Here is a 21,060-nt window from a genome sequence, read left to right as displayed (position 1 = left end):
CGCGCATGAAGGTTCTCGATCTGCGCTGCTCGCATGGCCACGGCTTCGAAGGCTGGTTTGCGTCCAATGAGGCTTTCGAAACCCAGCTGGCCGCCGGACTGGTGGAATGCCCGGTGTGTGCCGACACGCGCATCGTCAAGCTGCTGAGCGCGCCGCGCCTGAACCTGGGCAACGCGAAGGCGCCGGCAGAGGCCGCTGCGGCATCGGCATTGCCATCTTCGGTGCCCGCCAAGGCCCAGCTCCCGGCCGAACAGTCCCCGGAGGCCCGCTGGATGCGCGCCGTGCGCGAGGTTCTCGCAAAGACCGAGGACGTGGGCGACCGTTTTGCCGACGAGGCGCGAAGGATGCACTACGGCGAAGCCGAAGAGCGCGGCATCCGCGGCCAGGCGACCCGCGAGCAGGCCGAGGCGCTGCTCGAAGAGGGCATTCCGGTGATGGCCCTGCCCATCCCCGCAGCGCTCAAGGAAACGCTGCAGTAGCCTGCAGCCGGTCCAGCATCAAGCCGTGAACTGCAGCGCGGCCAGGCGGGCATAGACCCCGCCTTGCGCCACCAGCGTGGCGTGCGTTCCCTGTTCGACGATGCCGCCATGGTCCAGCACGATGATGCGGTCGGCCTTCTGCACGGTGGCCAGGCGGTGCGCAATCACCAGCGTTGTGCGGCCTTCCATGGCCGATTCGAGCGCCGCCTGCACCATGCGCTCGCTCTCCGCGTCGAGTGCGCTGGTGGCTTCGTCGAGCAGCAGCAGCGGCGGGTTCTTGAGGATGGCGCGCGCAATCGCGATGCGCTGGCGCTGTCCGCCCGACAGGCGCACCCCCCGCTCGCCCAGGAAAGTGTCGTAGCCCTCGGGCAGCGCCTGCAGGAAATCGTGCGCAAAGGCCGCGCGCGCGGCGGCATGCACCTCGTCGGCCGTGGCTTCGGGGCGGCCGTAGCGGATGTTCTCCAAGGCGCTGGCCGAGAAGATCACGGCGTCCTGCGGCACCAGGCCGATGCGGGTGCGCAACTCGGGCAGCGCGAGCGAGGCCAGCGGCGCGCCGTCGAGCAGCAGGCGGCCCGATTGCGGATCGTAGTAGCGCAGCAGCAGCTGGAACACCGTGCTCTTGCCGGCGCCGCTCGATCCCACCAGGGCCACCGTTTCGCCGGGCGCGATGTCGAGGCTGAAGTCCTTGAGCGCCGGCGTGCCGGGCCGCGAGGGGTAGTGGAAGGTCACCGCCTCGAGCTGGACGGCGCTGCCCGCCACGGGGACGGGCGCAGCCACCGGATCGGGCGGGGAAACGATGGCCGCCGGGGCATGCAGCAGTTCCATCAGGCGCTCGGTTGCGCCGGCCGCGCGCAGCAGGTCGCCATAGACCTCGCCGAGTACCGCGGTCGCACTCGCAAGAATGGCCACGTACACCACCGTCTGGCCCAGGTGGCCGGCCGTGATGTCGCCGCGCAGCACCGCCTGCGTGCCCTGGTAGAGGCCCCAGAGCAGCGCCGCCGAGGTGGCGATGATGATGAAGGCCACCAGCACCGAGCGCGCCTTGGTGCGGCGCACCGCGGTCTTGAAGGCGTTCTCGGTCGAGGCCTTGAAGCGGCCGGCCTCGCGCGATTCGGCCGTGTAGCTCTGCACCACCGGAATCGCGTTGAGCACCTCGGCCGCGATGGCGCTCGAATCGGCCACGCGGTCCTGGCTCGCGCGCGAGAGCTTGCGCACGCGCCGTCCGAACCACATGCTCGGCAGCACCACCAGCACCAGGATGCCCAGCACCTGGACCATCACATAGGGGTTGGTCCAGATCAGCACCGCGAGCGCGCCGACGCCCATGACGGCATTGCGCAGGCCCATGCTCAGCGACGAGCCGACCACCGTCTGGACCAGCGTGGTGTCGGCCGTGAGGCGCGACAGCACTTCGCCGGTCTGGGTGGTCTCGAAGAACGCCGGGCTCTGGCGCAGCACGTGGCCGTAGACGGCGTTGCGCAGGTCGGCCGTGACGCGTTCGCCGAGCCAGCTCACCGTATAGAAGCGCGCCGCCGAAAAGAGGCCGAGGGCCACGGCCACGGCAAACAGGGCGCCGAAGTGCTCGCGCAGCGCCATGGTCTGCGCGCCCTTGTCGGCGCTCACCAAACCGCCGTCGATCAGGCTGCGCAGCGCCAGCGGAAACACCAGCGTGGTGACGGCGGCCATCACCAGGAAGATGCCCGCCAGCACGATCTGCACGCGGTAGGGCCGAAGAAAAGGGCTCAGGCCCGACAGCGATCGGGGCGAGCCCTTGGCCGGTGAAGACAGAGGGGAAGAAGCCATGGCGCGGATTCTACCGACCCTTGCCATCGCAAAGGTGGCCTTGACAATAATTGCCCAGACAATTAATATTCCGACCCATGAGCGATGCAGACAATCCGCAACTCCCGCCGGCCTCCGGCGACGCCGGGCGCCGGCCGGTCGATTTCTACCGTGCCGAGGACTACAAGGCCGAGGAAAGCATCGGGTATTTGATGCGCCGCATCCTCAGCGCGGTGGCCCAGGCGGTAGAAACCCGTATGTGCGAGCCCGGTGGTCCCACTTTTCCGCAATGGCTGCCGCTGTACAAGCTGCATGTCGGCGCTGCCACCACGGTGGCCGAACTGGCCCGGGCCTGCGAGCTCGACGCGGGTGCCATGACGCGCCTGCTCGACCGCCTCGAGGCCAAGGGCCTGTGCCGCCGCGTGCGTTCGCTGGAAGACCGGCGCGTGGTCAACATCGAGCTCACCGAGGAAGGCCGCGCCGCCGCCCAGGAGGTGCCGTACGTGCTGAGCCGCGTGCAGAACGAGCACCTGGCGGGCTTCACCAAGGAGGAGTGGGAGCAACTCAAGGGCTACCTGCGCCGCATTCTCGACAACGCCCAGGCCCTGGCGGCCCGTGGAGATAAAAATGACTGAATCCCTTGCCGCGCGCGCCTTGCGCCGCACCCCCGTTGTTGCCGCCGTGCTGCTTGTGGCCGCGCTGGCCGGCTGCGCCGACATGGCCGGCATCGGCTCCGAGGCCAGGCTGCGCGACGCCGCGTCGCTCGGCCTTGCCGCGGACCGCAGCGCCGCCGCCGTGCCGGCCGTCGAGCGCCAATGGTGGCTCGCCTTCGGCGATGCGCAGCTCAACACGCTGATCGACCAGGCCGTGGCCGGCAATCCGAACCTGCAGGTGGCGCGGGCGCGGCTCGCGCGCGCGCAGGCCTCGGCGGACATCGCCGAGTCGGCACTGAAGCCCAAGGTCAACGGCGAACTCGACCTCAAGCGCCAGAAGTTCAACAGCAACTACATCTATCCCGCGCCGCTCGGCGGCTCCACGCAGAACATCGGCCTGCTGCAGCTCGGCGCGAGCTGGGAGCTCGACTTCTTCGGCAAGAACCGCACCGCGCTCGAAGCCGCCATCGGCGCCGCCAACGCCGCAGCAGCCGACGCCGATGCCGCGCGCGTGCTGCTGGCCAGCAACGTGGCGCGCAGCTACTTCCAGTGGGCGCGCCTGAACGAGCAGCTCGGCGTGGCGCGGCGCACGCTGGCCCAGCGCGAGGAAACGCTCAAGCTGGTGCATGACCGCGTGTCCGCGGGCCTCGATACCCGCCTCGAGCTGCGCCAGAGCGAAGGCGGCCTGCCCGAAGCGCGCCAGCAGATCGAAGCCCTCGGCGAGCAGATCGCGCTGCAGCAGCATGCGCTCGACGCACTTGTGGGCCAGCCCGACGTGTCCGCATCGCTCAAGCCGCCAATGCTCGAAGCCGTCAAGCCGATGGCGCTGCAGGCCAGCATTCCGGCCGACCTGCTGGGCCGCCGCGCCGACATCGCCGCCGCGCGCTGGCGCGTCGAGGCCGCCACCAGCGACGTGGCCAACGCCAAAACCCAGTTCTATCCCAACGTGAACCTCACGGCCTTCGCCGGCTTCCAGAGCCTGGGCTTCGGCAAGCTGCTCAAGTCGGGCAGCGAGCAGTGGGGCGTGGGCCCCGCGATCCACCTGCCGATCTTCGAGGGCGGCCAATTGCGCGCCAACCTGCGCGGCAAGGCGGCCGACCTGGACGCCGCGATCGAGAGCTACAACGCCACCGTGCTCGATGCGGTGCATGACGCGGCCGACCAGGTGTCCAGTGCCCAGTCGATCACGCGCCAGCAGGCCGAGCAGCGCGCCGCGCAGGCCGCTGCCGAAGGGGCCTACGACATCGCCGTGCAGCGCTATCGCGCGGGCCTGGGCAACTACCTCAACGTGCTGACCGCCGAAACCGCCGTGCTCGCGCAGCGGCGGCTGGCGGTCGACCTGGCCGCACGCGCGCTCGACACGCAGGTGGGCCTGGCGCGCGCGCTCGGCGGCGGCTGGCAGCCGCCGGCAACCGCCACCGCCGCGGCCACCGCTTCACCTGCCGCATCGAACTGAACTGAACCGACTTTTTTCGTCTTCGGAAAGAACTCCATCATGAGCGACAACAACACACCGACGCCCGCTGCAGCCAACGCTTCCGCAGCTCCCGAAGCACCCGCCGGCAACGGCAAGCGCCGCCGCGCACTGACCGCGCTGGCGGCCGTGGTGATCGTCGCCGGCGGCGGCTGGGGCCTCTACGAATGGCTGGTGGCCAGCCACTACGAGGACACCGACAACGCCTACGTGCAGGGCAACGTGATCCAGATCACGCCGCAGATCGGCGGCACCGTCATGGCCATCAATGCCGACGACACCGACTTCGTGAAGGCCGGCCAGCCGCTGGTGCAGCTGGACCCCGCCGATGCGAAGGTGGCGCTCGAGCAGGCCGAGGCCGCGCTCGCGCAGGCCGTGCGCCAGGTGCGCACGCTCTATGCCAACAACGGTTCGCTGGCCGCGCAGATCACGCTGCGCCAGGCCGACATCGTCAAGGCGCAGAGCGACATCGCCAAGGCGCAGGACGACCTGCAGCGCCGCCGCGCGCTGTCGGGCAACGGCGCGGTCTCCAAGGAAGAACTCAACCACGCCGAGACGGCGCTGGACAATGCCAAGAGCCAGCTCGCCGCCGCGCAGGCCGGCGTGGTGGCCGCGCGCGAAGCGCTGGCCAGCAACCAGTCGCTGACCGAGGGCACCAGCGTGGCCCAGCACCCGAGCGTGCTGGCGGCCGCCGCCAAGGTGCGCGAGGCCTACCTGGCCACGCAGCGCGTCGCGCTGCCGGCGCCGGTGGACGGCTACGTCGCCAAGCGCACCGTGCAGCTCGGCCAGCGCGTGGCGGCCGGCACGCCGATGATGTCGATCGTGCCGCTGAACCAGCTGTGGGTCGACGCCAACTTCAAGGAAGTGCAGCTGCGCAACATCCGCATCGACCAGCCCGTGAAGCTCAGGGCCGACGTCTACGGCAAGAAGGTGGAATACACCGGCAAGGTCGCGGGCCTGGGCGTGGGCACCGGCAGCGCGTTTGCGCTGCTGCCCGCGCAGAACGCCACCGGCAACTGGATCAAGGTGGTGCAGCGCGTGCCCGTGCGCATCGCGCTCGACCCCGAGCAGCTCAAGGCCAACCCGTTGCGCATCGGCCTGTCGATGGACGCCGAGATCGACATCTCGCAAAAGAGCGGCAAGATGCTGGCCGACGCGCCGCGCCCCACCGCCATCTCGCAGACGCAGGTCTACAGCAAGCTCGACCAGGGCGCCGACGCCGAAGTCGACCGCATCGTGGCCGCCAACCTGGGCCGCGGCGCACCGGCCGCCTCTGCGGCGCCGGCACCGGCTGCGGGCCGCTCCGCCGTGCCCGCGGCCGCCGCCGGCACCGCGGCACAGGCTGCTTCGCAATCCCATCCCGGCTGATCGCCGTTCACGGTTTCCGAGGCAAAGCCAATGGCCACTGCTGCTCCCGCCTACGTCGCGCATCCGCCGCTCGAGGGCGCCGCCCGCGTCTGGGGCACGATCGCGCTGTCGGCCGCGACCTTCATGAACGTGCTCGATTCGTCGATCGCGAACGTGTCGCTGCCGGCCATCTCGGGCGACCTGGGCGTGAGCACCACGCAAGGCACCTGGGTCATCACCAGCTTCGCGGTGGCCAACGCCATCGCGGTGCCGCTCACGGGCTTCATGACGCAGCGCTTCGGACAGGTGCGCCTGTTCATGGCCAGCGTGATCCTGTTCATGGTCAGCTCGCTCCTGTGCGGCCTGGCGCCGAACATGACCACGCTGATCCTGTTCCGCGCGCTGCAGGGCTTTGTCGCGGGGCCGATGATCCCGCTGTCGCAGACGCTCCTGCTGTCGAGCTATCCGCGCGCCAAGGCGGGCCTCGCAATGGCGATGTGGTCGATGACCACGCTGGTCGCGCCCGTGATGGGGCCGCTGCTGGGCGGCTGGATCACCGACAACATCTCATGGCCGTGGATCTTCTACATCAACATTCCCGTGGGCATCGTCGCGGCCGGCATCACCTGGGCGCTCTACCGCAAGCGCGAGAGCAACACGCACAAGGTGCCGATCGACGCCATCGGCCTCGCGCTGCTGGTGCTGTGGGTCGGCTCGATGCAGCTCATGCTCGACAAGGGCAAGGAGCTCGACTGGTTCCACTCGCCCGAGATCGTCACGATGGCCGTGATCGCGGTGGTCGGCTTCGCCTTCTTCCTGATCTGGGAGCTGACCGACAAGCACCCGGTGGTCGACCTGTCGCTCTTCAAGCGCCGCAACTTCTGGTCGGGCGCCGTGGCCACCGCCGTGGCCTATGGCCTGTTCTTCGGCAACGTGGTGCTCCTGCCGCTGTGGCTGCAGCAATGGATGGGCTACACCGCCACGCAGGCCGGCATGATCATGGCGCCGGTGGGGCTGCTGGCGATCTTCTTCTCGCCGGTGGTCGGGCTCACCGTGGCCAAGATCGACCCAAGGCGCTACGCCACCTTCTCGTTCCTGGTGTTTGCGCTGGTGCTGTGGATGCGCTCGAACTTCAACACGCAGGCCGACTTCGTGACGATCATCATCCCGACGATCATCCAGGGCATCGCGATGGCGTTCTTCTTCATTCCGCTGGTGACCATCACGCTCTCGGGCCTCACGCCCGACCGCATACCGGCCGCATCGGGGCTGTCGAACTTCCTGCGCATCACGGCGGGCGCCATGGGCACGTCGATCACCACCACGCTGTGGGAGAACCGCGCGGCGCTGCACCACTCGCAGCTCGCGGAGTCGGTGAACCCGGGCAACAACGCAGCAGCCAGCGCGATGTCGGGACTGGCGAGCAGCGGCCTGAGCACCGAGCAGGTGATGGGCCAGATCAACCGCATCGTCGACCAGCAGGCCTTCATGCTGGCCACCAACGACATCTTCTATGCGTCGGCGATCCTGTTCCTGCTGCTGATTCCGCTGGTGTGGCTGGCCAAGCCGCAGCGCGGCGGTGCCGGGGGCGACGCCGCAGCCGGCGCGCATTGAGGGCGGGCGCTGCTCTTCAGGCGCCGAGTGCGCGCAGCACGTCGTAGCACGCGCCCATGGTGTGGTAGTCGGTCTTGCCGGCGGGGCTTTTTTCGTCGCTGATCTTGCGGTTGTCGGGCGTGAGAATGCGGTACCACGCGCCATGGCGGTGGTCGACGAAATGCGCCCAGCTGCAGGCCCAGATGCGGTCGTACCAGCTCCAGTAGCCGGCATCGCCGGTGCGCGCGGCCAGCAGGGCGGCGGCGGCAAAACTCTCGGCCTGCACCCAGAAGTACTTGTCGCCGTCGCACACCGCGCCATCGGGGCCGAATCCGTAGGCGAGGCCGCCATGCGCCGCGTCCCAGCCGCGCAGCATCGCGGTGTCGAAGAAGTGCCTGGCGCGCGGCACGGCCCACTCCGCTTCGCGGCCCGCGGCAACCAGCGCGCGCTCCAGTTGCAGCAGCAGCTTGGCCCACTCGGTCAGGTGCCCGGTCTGGAAGCCCCAGGGCCGGAAGATGTTGCTCTTGTCGCCGCGGTTGTAGTCCCAGTCGACCGACCAGTCTTCGCGGTAGTGCTCCCAGACCAGTCCGCCGGCCAGCGCCGCCTGCCGGCCCGTGACCGACTCCGCCAGCGCGAGCGCGCGATCGAGGTAGCGCGCGTCCTGCGTGGCCTCGAAGGCCGCAAGCATCGCTTCGCAGGCGTGCATGTTGGCGTTCTGGCCGCGGTACGTGCCCACGTGCCAGTCGGGGCTGGCTTCGTCGGCATAGAGCGCGTGCCGAGGCTCCCAGAAATGCCGCTCCATCAGCTGCCAGGTGGCCTCGAGCCCTGAGCGCGCTTCTTCGATGCCGGCCATGAGCGCATGCGCATGCGCGAGCAGCACGAAGGCCAGGCCGTAGCAATGCTGCGTGCCGTCCTGCACGGTGGCGCGGCCCTCGTGCCAGTCGACCTGCCACGCATAGCCGCCGCCCGGCTGCGCATGCGCGCGCTGCACGAAAGTCAGGCCGTGGCGCGCGCCGTCGAGGTGCTTCGGATCGCCGAAGCGCCGGTACGCCATCGCATGGTTGAAGACGAAGCGCGTGCTGCTGACGAGGTGGCGCGTGCGCCGGTCGTACACCGTGCCGTCGTCCTTGAAGAAGTGGAAGAAGCCACCTGATGGGTCGCGGCAGACCGGCTCATAGAAGGCCAGCGTGTGCACGATGTGGCCGGTCAGGAATTCGGGCGAGCGGAAGTTCGGCATGGGACTGAAGGGTTCGAACCGATGGGTCATTGTCATTGTGACGACAGTCGCGCGCCGCAGTGAGCGGCCGCGGGCGGAAGGTTGCACTGCAGCATAGGCATTTGCCCCAGTATGCAAGCGGGAGGCGGCCACGAACAATCGGTCCGCGCTCGACAGTGGCGCGATGAGATGGACCGCATGACCCACATATCTTTCCTGAACCCGGGCGACTTCGCGAGATGAGCGACGTCATCCTCGAAACACGCCAGCTCACCAAGGAATTCAAGGGGTTCACTGCGGTCAGCAAGGTCGATCTCTCGGTGGTGCGCGGCTCGATCCATGCGTTGATCGGCCCGAACGGCGCCGGCAAGACCACCTGCTTCAACCTGCTCACCAAGTTTCTCGAACCCACCAGCGGCACGATCCTGTTCAACGGGCAGGACATCACGGGCGAGCGGCCGGCGCAGATCGCGCGGCGCGGCATCATCCGCTCGTTCCAGATATCGGCGGTGTTTCCGCACCTCACGCTGCTGGAGAACGTGCGCCTCGGACTGCAGCGCGCGCTCGGCACCTCGTACCACTTCTGGAAGAGCGAGAAGACGCTCGAGCCGCTCGACGCACGCGCCCGCGAACTGCTGGCCGAGGTCGGCCTCGCGCACGAAGCCGACGAACTCACGGTGAACCTGCCCTACGGCCACAAGCGCGCGCTCGAGATCGCGACCACGCTGGCCATGGACCCCGAGCTGATGCTGCTCGACGAACCCACGCAGGGCATGGGCCACGAGGACGTGCACCGCGTGGCCGAACTCATCAAGCGCGTGTCGGCCGGCCGCACCATCCTGATGGTCGAGCACAACATGAGCGTGGTCTCGACCATTGCCGACACCATCACGGTGCTGCAGCGCGGTGCCGTGCTGGCCGAAGGGCCGTACGCCGAAGTCTCGAGGAATCCGCAGGTGATGGAGGCCTACATGGGCACCACCGACGGCCAGCTGCAAGGAGCCCATTGAGATGACCGCCGCGCTCGAAATCAAGGGCCTGCACGCCTGGTACGGCGAATCGCATGTGCTGCACGGCGTCGACATGGTGGTGCAGCCCGGCGAGGTCGTCACGCTGCTCGGGCGCAACGGCGCGGGGCGCACCAGCACGCTGCGCGCGATCATGGGCCTGACCGGCTCGCGCAAGGGCAGCATCGAAGTCAACGGCGTGCAGACCATCGGCATGGCCACGCACCGCATCGCGCACCTGGGCATCGGCTATTGCCCCGAGGAGCGCGGCATCTTCGCGAGCCTCTCGGCCGAGGAGAACCTGCTGCTGCCGCCGCCGCTCAAGAACGGCAAGGGCGTGGGGCAGGGCATGTCGGTGGCCGAGATCTACGAGATGTTCCCCAACCTGGCCGAGCGCCGCCACAGCCCGGGCACGCGGCTGTCGGGCGGCGAGCAGCAGATGCTCGCGGTGGCGCGCATCCTGCGCACCGGCGCCAAGCTGCTGCTGCTCGATGAGATCTCCGAAGGCCTCGCGCCCGTCATCGTGCAGGCACTCGCGCGGATGATCCACACGCTGCGCGCCAAGGGCTACACCATCGTGATGGTGGAGCAGAACTTCCGCTTTGCCGCGCCGCTGGCCGACCGCTTCTACGTCATGGAGCACGGCCGCATGGTCGAGGCCTTCGGCGCCAAGGAGCTCGAAGCCAAGATGCCCGTGCTCAGCGAGCTGCTGGGCGTGTAGGCGAGCGCACGCAATTTTTTCTGTCGACGACCCTTTCAACTATTCAGGAGACACCATGCAAACCAAGCTCAAAATCATTGCTCTCATGCTCGGGGCCGCGGGTCTTGCGAGCCATGCCGTGCAGGCGCAGGAGAAGGTCGTCATCGGCTACATCAGCGACCTGTCGGGCCTGTACGCCGACCTGGAAGGCAAGGGCGGCGCCACGGCCATCCAGATGGCCATCGACGACATGGGCGGCAAGGTGCTCGGCCAGCCGGTCGAGGTGCTGAGCGTCGACCACCAGAACAAGCCCGACATCGCCGCCTCCAAGGCGCGCGAATGGATCGACACCGCCGGCGCCACGATGATCTTCGCGGGCACCAATTCGGGCGTGGCGCTGGCCACCGCCAAGGTGGCGCAGGAGAAGAAGCGCGTGTTCTTCACCAACGGCGCGGCCACCTCGGCGCTCACCAACGCGCAGTGCAGCCCCTACACCGTGCACTACGCCTACGACACCGTCGCGCTCGCCAAGAGCACCGGCGGCGCGGTGGTCGACACCGGCGGCAAGAGCTGGTTCTTCCTGACGGCCGACTATGCCTTCGGCCATGCGCTCGAGGCCGACACCGCCAAGGTCGTCAAGGCCAAGGGCGGCTCGGTGGTGGGCGCGGTGCGGGCGCCGCTCAATGCGTCGGACTTCTCGTCCTTCCTGCTGCAGGCGCAGAACTCCAAGGCCCAGGTGCTGGGCCTGGCCAATGCCGGCGGCGACTTCATCAACTCGATGAAGGCCTCGAAGGAATTCGGCATCGACAAGTCGATGAAGATCGCGGGCCTGCTGGTGTTCCTCACCGACGTGAAGAGCCTGGGCCTGCCGGCCACGCAGGGCCTGCTGCACACCACCAGCTGGTACTGGGACGCCGACGACGAGTCGCGCAAGTGGGCCGCGCGCTACGAAGCCAAGACCAAGAACAAGCCGACCGACATCCAGGCCGCCGACTACTCGGCCACCATGGCCTACCTCAAGGCCGTGGAAGCCGTGAAGAGCACCGATGCCGACAAGGTCATGGCCTACCTCAAGAAAACGCCGATCAACGACTTCTACGCCAAGGGCGTGATCCGCGCCGACGGCCGCATGGTGCACGACATGCTGCTGGCCGAGGTCAAGAAGCCTTCGGAATCCAAGGGCCCCTGGGACCTGCTGAAGATCGTCAAGAAGGTGCCGGGCGACCAGGTCTACACGACCAAGGAAGAAAGCACCTGCGCGCTGTGGAAGTAAGCGTTGCCTGAGCGGGAGGCGGCCGTACGCGGCGCCCCCGCGCGAAGCCGCTGCCTCCTTTCTGAACCTCGATTCCATTCACGATGAATATTTCCATGCCTGCCCTGTTGAGCCAGCTCCTGCTGGGGCTGGTCAACGGGTCGTTCTACGCGATCCTGAGCCTGGGGCTGGCGGTGATCTTCGGGCTGCTCAACGTCATCAACTTCGCGCATGGCGCGCTGTTCATGATGGGGGCGGTGCTGTCGTGGATGGCGATGAACTACTTCAACGTCAACTACTGGGTCATGCTGGTGGTGGCGCCGGTCATCGTCGGCCTGTTCGGCGTGCTGATCGAGCGGCTGCTGCTGCGCTGGATCTACAAGCTCGACCACCTTTACGGCCTCTTGCTCACGCTGGGCCTCACGCTGCTGATCGAAGGCGGCTTCCGCTCGGTGTACGGCGTCTCTGGCCTGGCCTACAGCACGCCCGAGGCGCTGAGCGGCGGCACCAACCTGGGCTTCATGTTCCTGCCCAACTACCGCGCGTGGGTGGTGGTGGCGTCGCTGGTGGTGTGCTTTGCCACCTGGTATGCAATTGAAAAGACGCGGCTCGGTGCCTACCTGCGCGCCGGCACCGAGAACCCGCGGCTGGTGGAGGCCTTCGGCGTCAACGTGCCGCTGATGGTGACGCTGACCTACGGCTTCGGCGTAGCGCTGGCGGCTTTTGCCGGCGTGCTCGCGGCGCCGGTGATCCAGATCTCGCCGCTGATGGGGCAGAACCTCATCATCATCGTGTTCGCGGTGGTCGTGATCGGCGGCATGGGCTCGATCATGGGCGCCATCCTCACGGGCCTGGGGCTCGGCGTGATCGAGGGCCTGACCAAGGTGTTCTACCCGGAGGCTTCGGCCACCGTGGTGTTCGTGATCATGGTCGTGGTGCTGCTGATCCGCCCGGCGGGCCTGTTCGGCAGCGAGAAGTGAAGTCCATGAAGAAAATATCGCTCGTCGTCTACGGGGTGCTGCTGCTGGCACTCGTCGCCGCACCCTTCATCGGCTTCTATCCGGTGTTCGTGATGAAGGTGCTGTGCTTTGCGCTCTTTGCCTGCGCCTTCAACCTGCTGCTGGGCTACACCGGCATGCTGTCCTTCGGGCATGCCGCGTTCCTTGGCGGCTCGGCCTACCTCACGGGCCAGGCGCTCAAGGTCTGGCATTTCACGCCCGAGCTCGGCCTCGTCATGGGCACGCTGGCCGGCGCGCTGCTGGGCCTGGTGTTCGGCTGGCTGGCCATCCGCCGCCAGGGCATCTATTTTTCGATGATCACGCTGGCGCTCGCGCAGATGATGTACTTCGTCGCGCTGCAGGCACCGTTCACGGGCGGCGAGGACGGGCTGCAGAGCGTGCCGCGCGGCAAGCTCTTCGGCCTCATCGACCTGCGCGACGACCTCACGATGTACTACGTTGCGCTGGTGATCGTGGTGGCGGCCTTCCTGCTCATTGCGCGCACCGTGCATTCGCCGTTCGGGCAGGTGCTCAAGGGCATCAAGGAGAACGAGCCGCGCGCCATCTCGCTCGGCTACGACGTCAACCGCTTCAAGCTGCTGGCCTTCGTGATCTCGGCCGCGCTGTCGGGCCTGGCCGGCTCGCTCAAGACGCTGGTGCTCGGCTTCGCTTCGCTGAGCGACGTGCACTGGACCGCCTCGGGCCACGTGATCCTCATGACGCTGGTGGGCGGCCTGGGTACGCTGTCGGGCCCGCTGGTGGGCTCGGCGGTGGTGGTGCTGCTGGAGAACAAGGTGGGCGACTTCGGCAGCTTCATGGCGCACCTCACCGGCGTCGACTGGTTCAACACGCTGGGCGAGTCGGTCACCATGGTCACGGGCCTGATCTTCGTGATCTGCGTGCTGGCGTTCCGCAGGGGCATCATGGGCGAGGTCATCGCCTTCATCGACCGGCGCCGCGGCAAGAAGGCCTGAAGCGAAACAAGGCGGATTCTGTCCGCCTTCTTCGTTTCTGGCCCCCCTCAGGGCAGCGCCGTAATGCGGTTGGCCGCGGGCGGCGCGAGCGGGCTGTTCGCCTTGATGTAGGCCTCGAGGGCGTCCACGTCCTGGTCGCCGCCGAGCGTGTCGGTGCCCTGGTTGAAGACCGTGAAGTTGTCGCCGCCGGTGGCCAGGAAGCTGTTCATCGTCACGCGGTAGCTCGCGCCGTCGGTCATGGCGGTTCCATTGAGCGCCATGTTGCTGATGCGCGAGCCCGCGGGCGCCGAAAGGCTGTAGCTGTAGCTCAGGCTGCGCGAAGGCAGCAGCACCCTTGGCGAGGCGACCGTGTTGCTGCCGCTGTTGAACTGCTGCTCGAGCAAGGCCTTGATCTGCGCGCCGGTCATCGTCTTCACCACCAGGCTGTTGCCGAAGGGCTGCACGCTGAAGATCTGGCCATAGGTCACGCTGCCGTCGCCGGCCGGCACCAGGTCGGCGCGCACGCCGCCCGGATTCATGAACGCGATCTGCGCGCCGCCCTTGTTGCTGGCGCTGGTGGCGGCGAGCTGCGCATCGGCGATCAGGTTGCCCAGCACGCTTTCGCGCGAGGCCACCTGCGTGCGCGTGGCGGGGCCGGAGAGCGTGCCCACCACCCGCTGCACCAGCGGCGCCGCGACGGACAGGTACTGGCTGACGAGCGCGGCCACTTCCTGGTTCTTGCCGAACACGGGGTACTGGTCGGTCAGCGCCACCGTGGTTGCGCCGCTGGTGTAGGCCTCGCCCTGGACGATCACGTTGTCGGCCGACTTTGCCGTGACCTTGCGGGTGCGCGTGTCGATCGTCAGGTTGATGTCGGTCAGCAGGGTGCCGTACTGGCCGGCGCTGGTCAAAAGGAAGGGCTTGGCCGGGTTGGTCTTGCCGTAGTCGCAGGTGTAGGAGCGGTGCGTGTGGCCCGAGATCACCACGTCGACGGAGGCGTCGAGCTTGTCGAGGATCGGCAGGATGTCGCCGCTCAGGCCGGCGCAGCTTTTGTCGTTGTAGCCCACGGTGGTGGTGCCGCCTTCGTGGACCACCACCACGATGGCGTCGGCGCCCTGGGCTTTCAGCTGCGGGATCAGCGCGTTGGCCGTGTCGGCTTCGTCCTTGAAGCTCAGTCCAGCGACGCCGGCCGGCGTCACGATGCTGGGCGTGCCCTTGAGCGTCATGCCGATGAACGCGACCTTCACCGTGGCGCCGTCCTTGGTGAAGCTCTTGATGCCCGTGGCGGGGAACAGCGTGGTGCCGTCGGTCTTCACGGTGTTGGCCGCCAGGAAGCCGAAGTTGGCACCCGGGAAGGCCTTGTTCACGCGGCAGGGCTCCAGCGGCGTGTTCTTGGCGCAGCCGCCGTTCTTCATGCGCAGGAGCTCGGTCTGGCCCTTGTCGAACTCGTGGTTGCCGACCGCATTGAAGTCGATCTTCATCGCGTTCACGGCCTCGATGGTCGGCTCGTCGAGGAACAGCGCCGACACCAGCGGAGAGGCGCCGATCATGTCGCCGGCCGAGACCACGGCGTTGTTCTCGTTCTTCGCCTTGAGCGATGCGATGGCCGAAGCGAGGTAGGCGGCGCCGCCGGCGGGCACCGGCACCGTGCCGCCGCCGTTCGCCGGGGCGGTGATGGAAAGCCGGGGCGGCTCGAGGTTGCCGTGCAGGTCGTTGAAGGCGATGAGCTTCACGTCCATGCTGCCGGGCGCGGCGGGCGCCGGCGCAGGGGGCGGTGCCGGCGCCGGTGCGGGCGGCGGGAGGAACGGAATGAACCCGTTGTTCGAATGGCTGCTTCCGCCGCATGCGGACAAGGTGGCCAGAACCACCCCCGCCAGGGCGAGATGTTTCAACGATGCGTGCATGAGCCTCTCCTCTTTGGATGGAATGCAGCGCATGCTGGACATGGCAGATGACGTCGCCATGACCGCCCCGCGCAGGAAGCGTGATCAGGGCAGGGGAACCACGCGGATGGCCACGCCGGGGCCGAAGGCGCGCTGCAGCAATTCGCCCGCCTGGGCGCTTTGCGCGTCGCCGGGCGACTGCACGGCCAGCCATCCTTCCGCGGCTCGTCGCTGCAGGTGCCAGCCCTCCTGCCCGATGCGGATCAGGCTGGCGAGCGACGCGGCGTCCGCGATGGGCAGCGCCGCGGGCACGATGTCGAGCCAGTCCACCACCTGGTCGGCTTCGCCGCCGAGCCGCGCGGTCGCGCCGTCCACCAGCGCGCGCTGCGTGGCGGCATCCCTGACCGCGCCTTGCAGCACGATGCCGTTGCCGTGCCAGCGGATTTCAAGCGCTGCGTTCGTTGCCGATGGGGCCGGCCGCGCGGCCGCGAACACCCACGCGGCGCCTGCCGCGGCCAGCAGCGCCATCAGCAGCGCGATGAGCCGGAGTCGTCTGTTCATTCGAGCCTTGGCGCACGACCATCGTGCAAACGTCGAGTGCCGAGTTCAGGGGCCCGGCATGACGGTGTGATGACAGCCGCACAGGGCTGCTGCGCGGCCTCAGAGCCGCAGCGGTGCGGCGTAGCCGGTCATCTCGAGGTAGCCCCGGCCGACGCGGCGGCCTTGCGCATCGACGAGGTCGCTCAGGCCTTCCCAGTACACCCCGCCGGTGGAGCCGCGGCTGTCGAGCTCCTGGTCGTCGAGCAGCGCGCGCACCTCGAAGCTGCCCGACGGCGTCTGCACGCGCCATCGGGTCGGGTACTTGGCCTGCGTGCGCGGGCTGGTCCACGTATCCGCGCCGTCGAAGCGCACCTCGTCATTGTTGAAAACGCGCAGCGCGCCATCGCGCGTGCGAAACGATCCGCCGGCCCATAGCGCACTGCCGTCGCGGCGCCGCAGGCGAAAGGCGGTGAGAGCGCTGCCGTCGTCCAGGTTCATGCCGATCCAGTCCCAGCCCACGGCCTCGGGGTGCATCAGCGCCTCGCTCCATTCGTGGTCGAGCCAGGCAGTGCCGCCGACGTCGAAGGCCTGGCCCTTGAGCGCGAGCCGGCCCTGCGTGCGCAGCTGCGGCTCGCTGTAGTAGTAGCTCGCCTGCGCTTCGTCCGGCCCCTTGCGCGAGAGCCCGGCCTTGCCCTGCAGCAGCACCGGCTGCGTGGGCGTGAAGCGCAGGTCGAGCGAGAACTCGCCGGCCGGGATGCGCGCCGAATAGCTGCCGTCCTCCCTGCGCACCAGCGACCAGTCGCGCAGGCGCACGTCGGTGTCGGCTTCGCTGGCCGATGCAACGCCGAAGCCCGCGCGCGCAATGCGCTGGTCGTGCAGCAGCACGCGGCCTTCGAGGTCGGTGACGGCCGCATGCGCGAACACGAGGTTCCTGGCCGCGAAGGCCGAGCGCAGGCCCTCTGCCGCATCGACGCGCGAACGGAAGAAAGTCACCTGGAAGCCGAACTCGCGCCTCGCCGGGGTCTTCGCGTGGCCCGTGATGTACCACCACTCGGTTTGCAGGTCGGGGTGGCTGCCGTAGTCGCGCGGGAACTGCAGCGTGCGCGCGGGCAGCGCCCAGCCTGCGGGCGCGGCGGCCAGCGCCGCGAGCAAAAGGCTGCGGCGCGAGAACCCTTGGAGCGCTGCCGGCGGCATCACCCCGCAACCAGTGCGTCGATGCGCTGCTGCGCCGGGCCGATGTCGCCGAACGCGTTCTGCACCCAGGCGGCATCGTGATAGCTCGGCAGGTAGCGCTCGCCCGCATCGCACAGCAGCGAAAGAATGGAGCCCTGCCGGCCGGCCGCACGCATCTCGCCGGCAATGGCGAGCATGCCGACGAAGTTGGTGCCGGTCGACGGGCCCACCTTGCGGCCGAGCAGCGCCGAGAGCGCGTGCATGGCGGCCACCGAATCGAGATTGGGCACTTCGATCATCCGGTCGACCAGCGAACGGATGAAGCTCGGCTCCACGCGCGGCCGGCCGATGCCTTCGATGCGCGAGCCCGCCGCGGTCAGCGTGGCGTCGCCGCTGCGGTGGTAGGCCGAGAACACCGAGCCCTCGGGATCGGGCACGCACACCTGCGTGTCGTGGCAGCGATAGCGCACGTAGCGCCCGATGGTGGCGCTGGTGCCGCCGGTGCCTGCGCCCACCACGATCCACGCCGGCACCGGATGCCGCTCGCGCGCCATCTGCTGGAACATGCTTTCGGCGATGTTGTTGTTGCCGCGCCAGTCGGTGGCGCGCTCGGCGTACGTGAACTGGTCCATGTAGTGGCCGCCGGTCTGCTCGGCGAGCGCGTGCGCTTCCTCGTAGACCTGCGCCGCATGGTCGACGAAGTGGCAGCGCGCGCCGTAGAAGGCGATCTGTGCCACCTTCTCGGGCGAGGTGCTGCGCGGCATCACGGCGATGAAGGGCAGGCCCAGCAGCCGCGCGAAGTAGGCCTCGCTGACCGCCGTCGAGCCGCTCGAGGCCTCGACGATGGTGGTGCCCTCGCGCACCCATCCGTTGCACAGCGCATAGAGAAAGAGCGAACGCGCGAGCCGGTGCTTGAGGCTGCCGGTGGGGTGGGTCGATTCGTCCTTCAGGTACAGGTCGATGCCGGCCGCGGCGAGCGCGGGCAGCGGCAGCGGGATCAGGTGCGTGTCGGCGCTGCGCTGGTAGTCGGCCTCGATGCGGCGGATCGCGCCGCCGAGCCAGCCGCTGCAGGAGGAAGAGGAGGGTGTTTGCTGCATGTAGGAGGAAGTCTACAAGTCATCCCTCGCAGCACCCAGCGAACGCGCAAATCGGGATACTGTGCGCTGCCAAATTCCACCCGGCAGGAGACAAGACGCATGAGAACAAGACACCTGCGCCCCACGTCGCGGCGTTCGTTAGGTCAAAGGCATTCCATTGGCGCCACGGCGCTCGCGGCCCTGGTGCTCGCGGGTTGCGCATCCGGACCACCCGATGTGCAGACGCCGCCGCGCGCGCCGTCGTCCTTCGCGGTGCCCGGCCTGGAGAAGCCCGCCGAGGTGCTGATCGACCGCTGGGGCGTGCCGCATCTCTACGCCGGCACGCTCTACGACGCCTTCGTTGCGCAGGGCTTCATTGCCGCGCGCGACCGGCTCTGGCAGATGGATCTCTGGCGCAAGCGCGGCCTTGGCGAGATGGCCAAGGACTTCGGCCCCGCCTGGGTCGAGAGCGACCGCGCCGCGCGTGCCGTGCTCTACCGCGGCGACATGTACCGCGAATGGCTGGCCTACGGCTCCGATGCCAAGCGCGTGGCCGAGGCCTTCACGGCCGGCGTCAACGCCTATGTGGCGCAGGTGCGTGCGCAGCCGGCGCTGCTGCCGAAGGAGTTCGCGCTGCTGGGCTACCAGCCGTCGACCTGGTCGGCCGAGGACGTGGTGCGCATCCGCCATCACGGCCTCACGCTCAACTTCACGTCCGAGATCGACCGGGCGCGCGCCTTCTGTGCCGGCGGCCAGGGCATCAAGGCCGACTGGCTGCGCCGCGAGCTCGATCCACCGGTCACGCCCAAGGTGCCCGTGGGGTTCGACCCCTGCACCCTGCCGGCGGCCGAACTGCGCGCGGCCTACCTGCGCGCCACCGAGCCGCCGCGCTTCACCAAGGACAACACACGGCTTGCCGGGGCGGCGACCGCGTCCGCGCTCCTGCAGCCCGGCAGCGCCGAAGCTGCAGCACGCAGTGCCGAGGAGGAGAAAGAGCGGCAGCAGGCACTGCAAGGCGATCCGACGGCCGCCTATGGCAGCAACAACTGGGTCATCGCGCCGAAGCTCACCGCCACCGGGCGCCCGATCCTTGCCAACGATCCGCACCGCGCCCACGGCGCGCCGAGCCTGCGCTACATGGCGCATCTCAGCGCGCCCGGCATGGACGCGATCGGCGCCGGCGAACCCTTCCTGCCGGGCCTCTCGATCGGCCACAACGGCACCATCGCCTTCGGCCTCACGCGCTTCTACATGGACCAGGAAGACCTGTACGTGTACCAGCTCAATCCCCGGAACCCGAACGAGTACCGCTACCAGGGCCGATGGGAGCCGATGACCCGCGTCACGGAGCGCATTGCCGTGCGCGGCGAGAGCGCGCCGCGCGAGGTGGTCAACACCTTCACGCGGCACGGCCCGGTGCTGCTGTCCGAGCCCGGCAAGCGGCGCGCCTTCGCGCTGCGGGCCGCGTGGCTGGAGCCTGGCATGGCGCCGTACTTCGGTTCGATGGACTACATGCGCGCGCAGAACTGGGACCAGTTCCGCGCCGCCATGAACCGCTGGGGCGCACCCGGCGAGAACCAGGTCTATGCCGACCGCAACGGCAACGTCGGCTGGATACCGGGCGGCCTCACGCCGATCCGCCCCAACTGGGACGGCCTCATGCCGGTGCCGGGCGATGGCCGCTACGAGTGGTCGGGCTTTCGCAACGGCGACGAACTGCCCTCGGAGTTCAACCCCGCGCGCGGCTACGTCGTGACCGCGAACGAGAACAACATCCCGCCCGACCATCCGGCCGCGAAGAAGGGCATCGGCTACGAATGGAGCGACGGTGCGCGTGCGCGCCGCCTCAAGGAGCTGTTCGAGAAAAAGGCCGCCTCGGGTTCGCGCTTCACGCTCGAGGATTCGGAGCGCATGCAGAACGACATCGTCGCCACGCCGGCCCAGCGCCTGCTCAAGCTCCTGGCCGGCCTGCGCAGCGACGATGCCCGCACGGCCGCCGGCTTGCGGCTGTTGCAAGGCTGGGACGGCACCATGGACCGCGACAGCGCCGCCGCTGCGCTGTACGAAGTGTGGAACGCCAAGACGCTGCGCGCGGCGGTGCTCAAGGCCGGTGCCGGCGAAGCCGCGGCCTCGCTGGCAGCACCCGGGGACAACACGCGCATGCTGCTGCTGCTGGAGAACCCCTTCGGCTGGGTGAGCGATGCACAGCGCGATGCGCTCTTGCTCGAAACCCTGCCGCCCGCGATGCAGGAGCTCACGGCCAAGCTCGGGCCCGACATGTCGGCGTGGAAGTGGGGCGCGCTGCACCGCGCGGAGTTCCGCCATCCGCTCGGCGGCGTGGTCGATGCGGCCACGCGCAAGAAGCTGGAAGTCGGCGACTGGCCGATGTCGGGCTCGGCGTTCACGCCGATGGCGGCCAGCTACCGCGCCAATGACTACAAGCTCACGTCGGGAGCTTCGTTCCGGATGGTGCTGGACGTGGGGAATTGGGATGCCTCGCGGGCGATCAATACGCCGGGGCAGTCGGGGGATCCGGACAGTCCGCACTATCGGGATCTGGCGCCGCTCTGGCTCGAGGGGAAGTATGTGCCGCTGGTTTATAGCCGGGGGGCGGTGGAGAGGGAGACGGTGGAGAGGGTTCGGTTGATGCCTTCTTTGCCTTAGGTTTTTTGGGGTTCGGGGGCCGGGTCTCGCCCCGGCGGGCGACTTACTTTCTTTTGCTTCGCCAAAAGAAAGTAAGCAAAGAAAAGGCGACCCCACTGTCTGCGACCCTTCGCTGCGCTACGGGCAACCTGCGGTGCTCGCGTTTCGCGGGGTCTCGCAGAACTCGCCTTCGGCTCAAACAGCTGCGAGCCCTGATCCGCGAAACGCTGCGCTCCTCGGCGCATACAGAGGGGAGGGCAAACCACACGGGCCTTTGCTTCGCTCGGCCAC

17 protein-coding genes are annotated in these 21,060 nt (G+C 68.5%); 11 read left to right on the top strand and 6 right to left on the bottom strand.

Features of this window, described 5'->3' with window-relative positions:
• The first annotated feature begins 5 nt into the window (after nucleotides 1–5).
• Nucleotides 6–479 (top strand): DUF1178 family protein, encoded by a 474-nt coding sequence (locus AC1DSC_RS30325; protein WP_028254212.1) that lies wholly within the window; start codon nucleotides 6–8, stop codon nucleotides 477–479.
• 18 nt (nucleotides 480–497) lie between these two features.
• On the opposite strand, the gene AC1DSC_RS30320 is transcribed toward AC1DSC_RS30325, so the two are convergent.
• Nucleotides 498–2,282 carry an ABC transporter transmembrane domain-containing protein gene (locus AC1DSC_RS30320; RefSeq protein ID WP_369663136.1) on the bottom strand — a complete coding sequence of 595 codons (1,785 nt, stop codon included), beginning with the start codon at nucleotides 2,280–2,282 and terminating at the stop codon, nucleotides 498–500.
• A 77-nt stretch (nucleotides 2,283–2,359) separates the two neighbouring features.
• Between AC1DSC_RS30320 and AC1DSC_RS30315 the strand changes: the two genes are divergently transcribed.
• Genes AC1DSC_RS30315 through AC1DSC_RS30300 form a run of 4 tightly spaced genes read left to right on the top strand, consistent with a single transcriptional unit; the run spans nucleotide 2,360 to nucleotide 7,349 of the window.
• On the top strand, nucleotides 2,360–2,896 hold the full coding sequence (locus AC1DSC_RS30315) for a MarR family winged helix-turn-helix transcriptional regulator (protein WP_012748589.1): 537 nt from the start codon (nucleotides 2,360–2,362) through the stop codon (nucleotides 2,894–2,896).
• Nucleotides 2,889–4,370, top strand: coding sequence for an efflux transporter outer membrane subunit (locus AC1DSC_RS30310; RefSeq protein ID WP_369663135.1), 1,482 nt, complete (start codon nucleotides 2,889–2,891; stop codon nucleotides 4,368–4,370). The genes AC1DSC_RS30315 and AC1DSC_RS30310 overlap by 8 nt, the downstream gene beginning before the upstream one ends.
• A 39-nt stretch (nucleotides 4,371–4,409) precedes the next feature.
• Nucleotides 4,410–5,756, top strand: a complete 1,347-nt coding sequence (locus tag AC1DSC_RS30305) for an HlyD/EmrA/EmrK family protein (protein ID WP_012748587.1) — start codon at nucleotides 4,410–4,412, stop codon at nucleotides 5,754–5,756.
• Between the two features lie 30 nt (nucleotides 5,757–5,786).
• A complete protein-coding gene (locus AC1DSC_RS30300) occupies nucleotides 5,787–7,349 on the top strand; it encodes a DHA2 family efflux MFS transporter permease subunit (RefSeq protein WP_012748586.1) in 1,563 nt (520 codons plus the stop codon).
• A 16-nt stretch (nucleotides 7,350–7,365) separates the two neighbouring features.
• On the opposite strand, the gene AC1DSC_RS30295 is transcribed toward AC1DSC_RS30300, so the two are convergent.
• Nucleotides 7,366–8,601, bottom strand: coding sequence for an AGE family epimerase/isomerase (locus AC1DSC_RS30295; RefSeq protein WP_012748585.1), 1,236 nt, complete (start codon nucleotides 8,599–8,601; stop codon nucleotides 7,366–7,368).
• A 182-nt stretch (nucleotides 8,602–8,783) separates the two neighbouring features.
• Here AC1DSC_RS30295 and AC1DSC_RS30290 point away from each other — a divergent pair, with 182 nt between their 5' ends.
• The 5 genes from AC1DSC_RS30290 to AC1DSC_RS30270 all read left to right on the top strand — a co-directional run bounded on the left by AC1DSC_RS30290 (nucleotide 8,784) and on the right by AC1DSC_RS30270 (nucleotide 13,475).
• A complete protein-coding gene (locus AC1DSC_RS30290; RefSeq protein WP_012748584.1) occupies nucleotides 8,784–9,554 on the top strand; it encodes an ABC transporter ATP-binding protein in 771 nt (256 codons plus the stop codon).
• 1 nt (nucleotide 9,555) lies between these two features.
• Nucleotides 9,556–10,272 (top strand): ABC transporter ATP-binding protein, encoded by a 717-nt coding sequence (locus AC1DSC_RS30285; protein ID WP_018905866.1) that lies wholly within the window; start codon nucleotides 9,556–9,558, stop codon nucleotides 10,270–10,272.
• Between the two features lie 55 nt (nucleotides 10,273–10,327).
• Nucleotides 10,328–11,524, top strand: a complete 1,197-nt coding sequence (locus AC1DSC_RS30280; protein WP_436287863.1) for an ABC transporter substrate-binding protein — start codon at nucleotides 10,328–10,330, stop codon at nucleotides 11,522–11,524.
• An 83-nt stretch (nucleotides 11,525–11,607) separates the two neighbouring features.
• Entirely contained in the window at nucleotides 11,608–12,483 is an 876-nt protein-coding gene (locus AC1DSC_RS30275; RefSeq protein ID WP_369663134.1) for a branched-chain amino acid ABC transporter permease, read from the top strand.
• A 5-nt stretch (nucleotides 12,484–12,488) separates the two neighbouring features.
• Nucleotides 12,489–13,475 (top strand): branched-chain amino acid ABC transporter permease, encoded by a 987-nt coding sequence (locus AC1DSC_RS30270; protein WP_369663133.1) that lies wholly within the window; start codon nucleotides 12,489–12,491, stop codon nucleotides 13,473–13,475.
• A gap of 47 nt (nucleotides 13,476–13,522) precedes the next feature.
• Here AC1DSC_RS30270 and AC1DSC_RS30265 read toward each other — a convergent pair whose 3' ends face one another.
• From AC1DSC_RS30265 to AC1DSC_RS30250, 4 genes are all read right to left on the bottom strand, one after another.
• Nucleotides 13,523–15,358 (bottom strand): bifunctional metallophosphatase/5'-nucleotidase, encoded by a 1,836-nt coding sequence (locus AC1DSC_RS30265; protein WP_369663132.1) that lies wholly within the window; start codon nucleotides 15,356–15,358, stop codon nucleotides 13,523–13,525.
• 84 nt (nucleotides 15,359–15,442) lie between these two features.
• Nucleotides 15,443–15,898 (bottom strand): hypothetical protein, encoded by a 456-nt coding sequence (locus AC1DSC_RS30260; RefSeq protein WP_062366454.1) that lies wholly within the window; start codon nucleotides 15,896–15,898, stop codon nucleotides 15,443–15,445.
• Between the two features lie 99 nt (nucleotides 15,899–15,997).
• Entirely contained in the window at nucleotides 15,998–17,071 is a 1,074-nt protein-coding gene (locus tag AC1DSC_RS30255; protein ID WP_369664496.1) for a lipocalin-like domain-containing protein, read from the bottom strand.
• Nucleotides 17,071–18,147 carry a PLP-dependent cysteine synthase family protein gene (locus tag AC1DSC_RS30250; protein WP_369663131.1) on the bottom strand — a complete coding sequence of 359 codons (1,077 nt, stop codon included), beginning with the start codon at nucleotides 18,145–18,147 and terminating at the stop codon, nucleotides 17,071–17,073. Before AC1DSC_RS30250 ends, AC1DSC_RS30255 begins: the two co-directional genes overlap by 1 nt.
• A gap of 99 nt (nucleotides 18,148–18,246) precedes the next feature.
• Here AC1DSC_RS30250 and AC1DSC_RS30245 point away from each other — a divergent pair, with 99 nt between their 5' ends.
• Entirely contained in the window at nucleotides 18,247–20,790 is a 2,544-nt protein-coding gene (locus tag AC1DSC_RS30245) for a penicillin acylase family protein (protein ID WP_369663130.1), read from the top strand.
• The last annotated feature ends 270 nt before the right edge of the window (nucleotides 20,791–21,060 follow it).

It is taken from the genome of Variovorax sp. 01N425 (assembly GCF_056399465.1).
The sequence above is the reverse complement of the archived record's forward strand: the minus strand, read 5'-3'. Positions and strand labels throughout refer to the sequence as shown.

Coding starts and splice junctions, on each gene's coding strand:
- AC1DSC_RS30255 (WP_369664496.1), bottom strand. CDS start 17,071: ATGCCGCCGGCAGCGCTCCAAGGGTTCTCGCGCCGCAGCCTTTTGCTC.
- AC1DSC_RS30245 (WP_369663130.1), top strand. CDS start 18,247: ATGAGAACAAGACACCTGCGCCCCACGTCGCGGCGTTCGTTAGGTCAA.
- AC1DSC_RS30315 (WP_012748589.1), top strand. CDS start 2,360: ATGAGCGATGCAGACAATCCGCAACTCCCGCCGGCCTCCGGCGACGCC.
- AC1DSC_RS30325 (WP_028254212.1), top strand. CDS start 6: ATGAAGGTTCTCGATCTGCGCTGCTCGCATGGCCACGGCTTCGAAGGC.
- AC1DSC_RS30275 (WP_369663134.1), top strand. CDS start 11,608: ATGAATATTTCCATGCCTGCCCTGTTGAGCCAGCTCCTGCTGGGGCTG.
- AC1DSC_RS30320 (WP_369663136.1), bottom strand. CDS start 2,282: ATGGCTTCTTCCCCTCTGTCTTCACCGGCCAAGGGCTCGCCCCGATCG.
- AC1DSC_RS30300 (WP_012748586.1), top strand. CDS start 5,787: ATGGCCACTGCTGCTCCCGCCTACGTCGCGCATCCGCCGCTCGAGGGC.
- AC1DSC_RS30290 (WP_012748584.1), top strand. CDS start 8,784: ATGAGCGACGTCATCCTCGAAACACGCCAGCTCACCAAGGAATTCAAG.
- AC1DSC_RS30260 (WP_062366454.1), bottom strand. CDS start 15,898: ATGAACAGACGACTCCGGCTCATCGCGCTGCTGATGGCGCTGCTGGCC.
- AC1DSC_RS30310 (WP_369663135.1), top strand. CDS start 2,889: ATGACTGAATCCCTTGCCGCGCGCGCCTTGCGCCGCACCCCCGTTGTT.
- AC1DSC_RS30250 (WP_369663131.1), bottom strand. CDS start 18,147: ATGCAGCAAACACCCTCCTCTTCCTCCTGCAGCGGCTGGCTCGGCGGC.
- AC1DSC_RS30270 (WP_369663133.1), top strand. CDS start 12,489: ATGAAGAAAATATCGCTCGTCGTCTACGGGGTGCTGCTGCTGGCACTC.
- AC1DSC_RS30280 (WP_436287863.1), top strand. CDS start 10,328: ATGCAAACCAAGCTCAAAATCATTGCTCTCATGCTCGGGGCCGCGGGT.
- AC1DSC_RS30285 (WP_018905866.1), top strand. CDS start 9,556: ATGACCGCCGCGCTCGAAATCAAGGGCCTGCACGCCTGGTACGGCGAA.
- AC1DSC_RS30295 (WP_012748585.1), bottom strand. CDS start 8,601: ATGACAATGACCCATCGGTTCGAACCCTTCAGTCCCATGCCGAACTTC.
- AC1DSC_RS30265 (WP_369663132.1), bottom strand. CDS start 15,358: ATGCACGCATCGTTGAAACATCTCGCCCTGGCGGGGGTGGTTCTGGCC.
- AC1DSC_RS30305 (WP_012748587.1), top strand. CDS start 4,410: ATGAGCGACAACAACACACCGACGCCCGCTGCAGCCAACGCTTCCGCA.